The sequence below is a fragment of the Trichloromonas sp. genome, from assembly GCF_041583255.1.
Taxonomy (GTDB): domain Bacteria; phylum Desulfobacterota; class Desulfuromonadia; order Desulfuromonadales; family Trichloromonadaceae; genus Trichloromonas.
Map to the genome: position 1 here is coordinate 1 of NZ_JBFHGD010000207.1, position 5903 is coordinate 5903.

The 5903-nt window shown below is 60.3% G+C and carries 8 protein-coding genes; 7 read left to right on the forward strand and 1 reads right to left on the reverse strand.

From position 1 onward, the window contains the following. The 4 genes from mrcB to ABYV89_RS13800 form a co-directional block, all read left to right on the forward strand. Positions 1-1781, forward strand: a 1781-nt coding sequence (mrcB, locus tag ABYV89_RS13785) for a penicillin-binding protein 1B (protein ID WP_432823520.1), incomplete at its 5' end; no start/stop codon positions are given. Next, the gene (locus ABYV89_RS13790; protein WP_432823521.1) at positions 1778-2299 is read left to right on the forward strand and encodes a tetratricopeptide repeat protein; all 522 of its coding nucleotides are present in this window, start codon (positions 1778-1780) and stop codon (positions 2297-2299) included. The genes mrcB and ABYV89_RS13790, both read left to right, overlap by 4 nt. Positions 2300-2366: 67 nt before the next feature. Further along, positions 2367-2597, forward strand: coding sequence for a hypothetical protein (locus ABYV89_RS13795; protein ID WP_432823522.1), 231 nt, complete (start codon positions 2367-2369; stop codon positions 2595-2597). Between the two features lie 61 nt (positions 2598-2658). Then, positions 2659-3309, forward strand: coding sequence for a metallophosphoesterase family protein (locus tag ABYV89_RS13800; protein ID WP_432823523.1), 651 nt, complete (start codon positions 2659-2661; stop codon positions 3307-3309). A 291-nt stretch (positions 3310-3600) separates the two neighbouring features. Here ABYV89_RS13800 and ABYV89_RS13805 read toward each other — a convergent pair whose 3' ends face one another. Continuing rightward, positions 3601-4101, reverse strand: coding sequence for a Slp family lipoprotein (locus ABYV89_RS13805; RefSeq protein WP_432823524.1), 501 nt, complete (start codon positions 4099-4101; stop codon positions 3601-3603). A 303-nt stretch (positions 4102-4404) separates the two neighbouring features. Between ABYV89_RS13805 and ABYV89_RS13810 the strand changes: the two genes are divergently transcribed. The 3 genes from ABYV89_RS13810 to ABYV89_RS13820 all read left to right on the forward strand — a co-directional run. Continuing rightward, on the forward strand, positions 4405-4668 hold the full coding sequence (locus tag ABYV89_RS13810) for a hypothetical protein (RefSeq protein WP_432823525.1): 264 nt from the start codon (positions 4405-4407) through the stop codon (positions 4666-4668). A gap of 76 nt (positions 4669-4744) precedes the next feature. After that, the gene (locus ABYV89_RS13815; RefSeq protein WP_432823526.1) at positions 4745-5035 is read left to right on the forward strand and encodes a hypothetical protein; all 291 of its coding nucleotides are present in this window, start codon (positions 4745-4747) and stop codon (positions 5033-5035) included. Between the two features lie 386 nt (positions 5036-5421). Continuing rightward, positions 5422-5903: Hsp70 family protein (locus tag ABYV89_RS13820; RefSeq protein ID WP_432823527.1), on the forward strand; the 482-nt coding region annotated here is incomplete at its 3' end.

The window sequence follows — 5903 nt, forward strand, 5'->3', positions numbered from 1 at the left end:
ACATGCTGCTGCAGGTTGAAGATAGAAAATTTTATTCGCATGCGGGAATCCGGCCTACGGCGATCCTCCGGGCAGCCCTGGCTAACCTTCGTGCCGGAAAAACCGTGCAGGGCGGCAGCACCCTGACCCAGCAGCTGGTCAAGAACTTCTATCTGAGTGCCGAGCGAACCCTGCGGCGCAAGTTCACCGAAATGGTGATGGCGGTGCTGCTCGAGGTTCATTACAGCAAAGAGGAAATCCTCGAAACCTACCTTAACGAGGTCTACCTGGGGCAGGACGGCAATCGCGCCATCCACGGCTTCGGCCTGGCCTGCTCGCACTACTTCGACAAACCCCTGGAGCGCATCGGCGTTTCCGATGCGGCGCTGCTGGTCGGGATGCTCAAGGGGCCGTCCCAGTACAGCCCCCGCACCCAGCCGAAGCGCGCGCTCGGACGGCGCAACCTGGTTCTGGCGCAGATGGCTGAAACCGGATCCCTCACCGAGGAGCAGCTGCGATCGGCGCAGGCGGCACCCCTGGGTGTCGTTTCCCGCGCGCCCAGGGGCACCTCGCCGTACCCGGCCTTTTTGCAGCTGGTGCATCGCCAGCTGCAGCGCGACTACCGCGATGAGGATCTGCGCAGCGAAGGGCTGCAGATTTTTACCACTCTCGATCCGCGGGTGCAGCGCGCAGCCGAGGCGGCTTTAAGCCGGCGCCTGGCACGCCTGGAAAAGGCCCGCAATATGAAGGCCGACACTCTGCAGGGCGCCCTGCTGGTCACCGGTACCCAGGATGCCGAGGTGCAGGCCGTTGTGGGCGGACGCGACCCGCGCTTCGAAGGGTTCAATCGGGCTCTCGATGCCTTGCGGCCGATCGGTTCGCTGGTCAAGCCGCTGGTCTATCTCACCGCCCTGCAGCAGCCCCAGCGCTACACCCTGGCAACGCGGCTGGATGACAGTCCGCTGGTCGTGAAGCAGGCCGGAACCACGGATTGGACGCCGAAAAACTACGACAAGGTATTTCACGGCGAGGTGTCGCTGCGCAGCGCCCTGATCAATTCGTACAATGTGTCAACCGCCCGGCTGGGGCTGGCCCTCGGCATTCCCCGGGTGATGGAGACCCTGCGGCGGCTGGGGATCGACCGCGAGCTGCCCGGCTATGCCTCGAGCATGCTGGGGGCCAACGCACTTTCGCCCTTCGAGGTGACCCAGGTCTATCAGACCCTCGCCAGCGGCGGTTTTCGCACCCCCTTGAGCGCGATCCGTGAAGTGCTCTCGGCAACGGGGGAGCCTTTGCAGCGTTACCCTCTCAAGGTCGAACAGGAGAGTGAGGCGGCCCCGGTCTACCTGTTGACCCATGTCATGCAGGACGTGGTTCGCGAGGGGACCGCCCGCGTGCTCGCCGAGTTTCTGTCGCCAGAGCTGGCGATTGCCGGCAAAACCGGCACCACCGACGATTACCGCGACAGCTGGTTTGCTGGTTTCACCGGCGACCGGCTGGCGGTGGTGTGGGTCGGTCGGGATGATAACGAGCCGACCGGGCTCAGCGGTGCCGCCGGGGCCCTTGGGGTGTGGGGCGAGATGATGGTCGGACTCGATCCCGAGCCGCTGATGTTGCCCGAGCCGGAGAACATCGAGCGGGTCTGGATCGATTCGGTCTCGGGCCTGCGCAGCGAGGAGGGGTGTCGTGATGCCATGGAACTGCCGTTCATCGTCGGCTCGGCCCCGACGGAATTTGTGCCCTGCGACCCTGAAAATCTGGGCCGATCGATAAAGGGCTTCTTTGAAAGGATTTTCCGATGATCACCAGTATCCCCCGCGCCGCAGCCATTGCCGCCCTCCTGTTTCTCGCCGGCTGCGCCGCGAAACGGCCGATTTACGAAACTCGGCCGGCCCCCTCGGCCCCTTCGGCGACGACAGCTCCGCTCCTGCTCCCGCCGCCGTCGCCTGAACCCCCGGCGCTGCCGTCCTCGCCGGCGCCGCCGGCGAAACCTTCTGAAAACACGGCCGTGGTGGCCCTGCTGCAGAAATCACAGAGCCAGTCCTCGGCCGGCCAGTGGGATGCCGCCAGCGCCTCCCTGGAGCGCGCCCTGCGCATCGAACCGCGCAATCCAGCCCTCTGGCAGAGGCTGGCGCGGGTCCGGCTGGATCAGGGGGATTATGCGCAGGCCGAAAATCTCGCGGCCAAATCCAACTCGCTGGCAGGAAGTGACCAGCGTCTGCGCGCAGAAAACTGGCGGATTATCGGTCAGGCGCGCAGCAAACGCGGCGACCAGGCCGGGGCCAGGGCCGCCTTCGAGCGGGCGGAGCGGGAGCGGTAGCGGGCTGCTCCGTGATAAGGCAGCACATCAGCAAGCAACTCTTAACATACTGAACCAAAGAGGAAAAATGTCTGAAGGCTTAACGATAAAGCAGATCACGATTGTTCGTATTATTACCATGCTGGGCGGTTTTCTCGGATCCCTGGTCGTGTTGTTTGAACAGGATGTTTTCTGGGGCAAGGGCTACCAGAGTTCGACTGTTTCCAACGTGCTGGTCGCCATTGTCGGCGTGCTCTGTTTTTTTAACCTGATCCGGCATATCCTGGTTTGGCGGCGGATCTCGAAGCCGGAGGCCTGAGGTTCTGCCTGGCTTGGTTAAGTGCCTGGATGCGCATGAATCTGACCATGAGGGGGCGCATGTGACGGTCAAGGTCGGTTTGATCAGCGATGTTCACGCCACACCGGCCCCGGTGCGGGAGGCCCTGGCGATCTTTCGGCGTGAAGGCGTCGACGCCATTCTCTGCGCGGGGGACATTGCCGGGTACGGCACCGAGCTGGAGCAGACCGTTGCCTTGCTGGCCGACAGCGGCTGCCGGGCTGTTCTCGGCAACCATGATCTCTGGCATCTGAACCACTGTGACCCAGATCTGGACGGCGCAGCCGAGCGCTATCTGCGCTCTCTGCCTTCGGTGGTCAAACTCACCATGGCCGGCAAAACAATCTATATGGTCCACGCCAGTCCGCCCGACTCGCTGCTGGGCGGGATCCGGCTGCTGGACGAGCGGGGGGCGCTTATCCCGGCGCAGCAGGAGGGCTGGAGCGATGTTCTCAGGGACGTTTCCTATGACGTGCTGCTGGTCGGCCATACCCACCAGCTCTTTGTCGAACGGCTCGGCCACCCCCTGGTCGTCAACCCCGGCAGTACCCGATTCAATCACAGCTGCGCGATCCTGCACCTGCCCGAGCTGACTGTGCGGATCTTTCCTCTGGAGGGCAAGTTGCCGGTGCCGGCCTGGAACTGGGGGCTGGAAGGGGCTGCGGGCGACGGTAATCTAGGAGGAGTAAAATAGCGGCAGGTTCGGCGGGATATAAAACAACGATGACGGATGCCGCCGCGAGTTTTTCCGGATGTTGCTGCTCTTCCGGTCTTCGAGCGTTTTGTCGACAGTTTTATTTCTTCCTGCCCTAGATGGTTTTTTAAGCCATCCGCTCTACTCTTTTCTCGTCGACGTTTCCGCCATCGTTTGATTTAACCTTATCGCAGCCCGGAAGGATGTCAAGCAACAAAATGTGACGGTGAATCAGATGCTTATGGTAATCAGTAATGAGTACGGCAGGGGCGAACCGCGCCCGGTTTACGATCAGCGGCTTATGCCGATACCCAGCCCGATGCCAAAATGGACGGGGGAGGAGCCGGGATGGTCGTTCGGGGTCCAGAGCCGTAGCTCATGTACGGTCAGTACCGGGTAGCGATAATCCATCTCGCCGAGACGGGCGGTCTTGCTCCCCGTTACCTGGCCGACCAGCGTGACCAGCCGGCCATTGCGGTAGATGGCCGGGTCGCGATAGGTGGTGTCCTGGGCAATAAAACGCCCGTCGGAGTTGTCGGTGGCGGTGACTTTACCGCGATTGTTGGTCGGTAACTGCACCAGCTCCAGTTCGCTGCCGCCGTCTGCACTCGGGCGAACATCGGTGATGGCGCCGCCGAGCAGCAGGTAGCGGCCGACATAGCGATCCGGGTCCTGATGCAGCACCTCGAAGGAGACCGAGGGGTCGACCAATTCCATCGACTCTTTGCTGACGGCGGTGCTACACGCTGTGGCTCCGAGCAGAGTGATAACGATAAGTACTAAGAGACGCATGGCTGACCTCCCTTGCTAGGAGCCTGTCGGGCTTTGCGGGCCGCAACGAAAAAACTGGATGGTTGAGACCAGATATTCGAGAATTTGAGAGCGAATAGCTGGACTATTTGTCGAAAATTATCGGAGATATGGGCCAATCAGCCGATTTTGCAGTCGGCTCATGTAAAGCCCGACAGGCTCCTGTGTCTTCTTTTTAGTTTGGCATCAGCCTGACCGCTGTCAAGGCGCAGGTTTGTGGTTTTCAGGTAGGCAGAATGCCGCTCCAGGCATTGAACCCGGTTTTAACAAGGAGAAGTATCCCGAATGGACGACGAAAAAATCAAGGTGCATACGGAAACCGATCAGATCCTGGAGGTCGTGGTTACCAGCAAGAAGGCCGACGCGATATGGATCCTGCTGGGAGAAGGAATCCACAACGTCAAGTGCAAGCTGAGTCCCGCCCGCAACGGCCTGGCCTACGTCGGCAGCCTGATGGGGCGAGAGATCATCTACCCGCGGAGTGTCAAGCAAGTTCAGGCGGATATCGCCCGGCAGAACCAGGAACCGGATATCCGTGTAAGGCGCTGATGGCAGAGAGTGGGGACATTTTCTTCACGCAGGCCAGTGGGATCGAACATTATCTGCTTTTCAAGGAGCCAAACCAATGAGCTGGTACCATGTCTCCCTTTCGCCCGAAGAGGTCGCCGAAGGTCTGGTGCAGGAATGCAGCAGCGATTTTTCTGCCGCGTTCACGGCCGCAAACGCTCCTCGCATGATGGCCTTTTTTCAGCGGGAGAGCCAAGGGGGCGGCCTGGAGCTCTTCTTCACCCCCGATTGTGGCGAGCACGCTGCATCCGTCCTCGAAAAGTGGAATTGCAGCCCCTGTGATCCACCGCCCATGGCAGGCCTGCACTTGCTCGGCGGTTTTAATGAAATCACCTATTACCTCTATTGATAGCTGGCGTCTGGTGCGGCGACCGGGCTGAATTCGCCGCTCGGCATCCAGGTTCACTTGTTTGGGGGCGCTGGTTCCAGGATCCCGACCTGCACACGGCCGAAATGATGCGGCCCGTGCAGGGGGCGTTCTCTTTTCCCCTACAGTCCCTGCGCAGCCTGCGGTAATCGGTGGTTGTGCCCTTGGCTTTTTGTCTTGCCTTCTTCCCTTATAATCGAATAAAACCACCAGTTCCGTCTTTTCAGGCCCAGTCGACCTGAAGGATATGTCATGGCCGTTATTGCATGGCAGCTGGTACCGTTTTCTGCGAATAAATGGGGATGGACGTGGCCGGCCACGGCTGTCGGGACGGGATGGTTTTTTCAAGTTTTTTGAGGAGTGCGACATTGCAGATTGTATTCGGCATCGATTTTGGTACGACCAATTCGGCGCTTTCAGTTTTTAGAAACGGCAGGGTTGAGGTGGTTTCGGTTGATGACAGTGCCCAGGTCAGCAGCTTGATGCGCTCGGTGCTCTATTTCAGCGAGGAGAACGAGATCTTTACCGGGCATGAGGCCATCCGTCAATATGTCGAGGATGGGGCTGCGGGGCGCTTTATGCAGTCGATCAAGACTTTTTTGCCGAACACCAGTTTTAGCGGCACCGAGGTTTTCGGCACGCGCTACGAAATCGATGACCTGGTGGCAATCATTCTCAAAAAGATCAAGGCTCGCGGAGAGGCCCATGCGGGTTGCCCTGTTGACAGCGTCGTATTGGGGCGTCCGGTGGTCTTTTCGACCGATGCCGCCAAGGACGCCGCGGCCGAACTGCGACTCGAAAAGGCGGCCCGCAAGGCCGGCTTCAAAAATATCTGGTTTCAGTATGAACC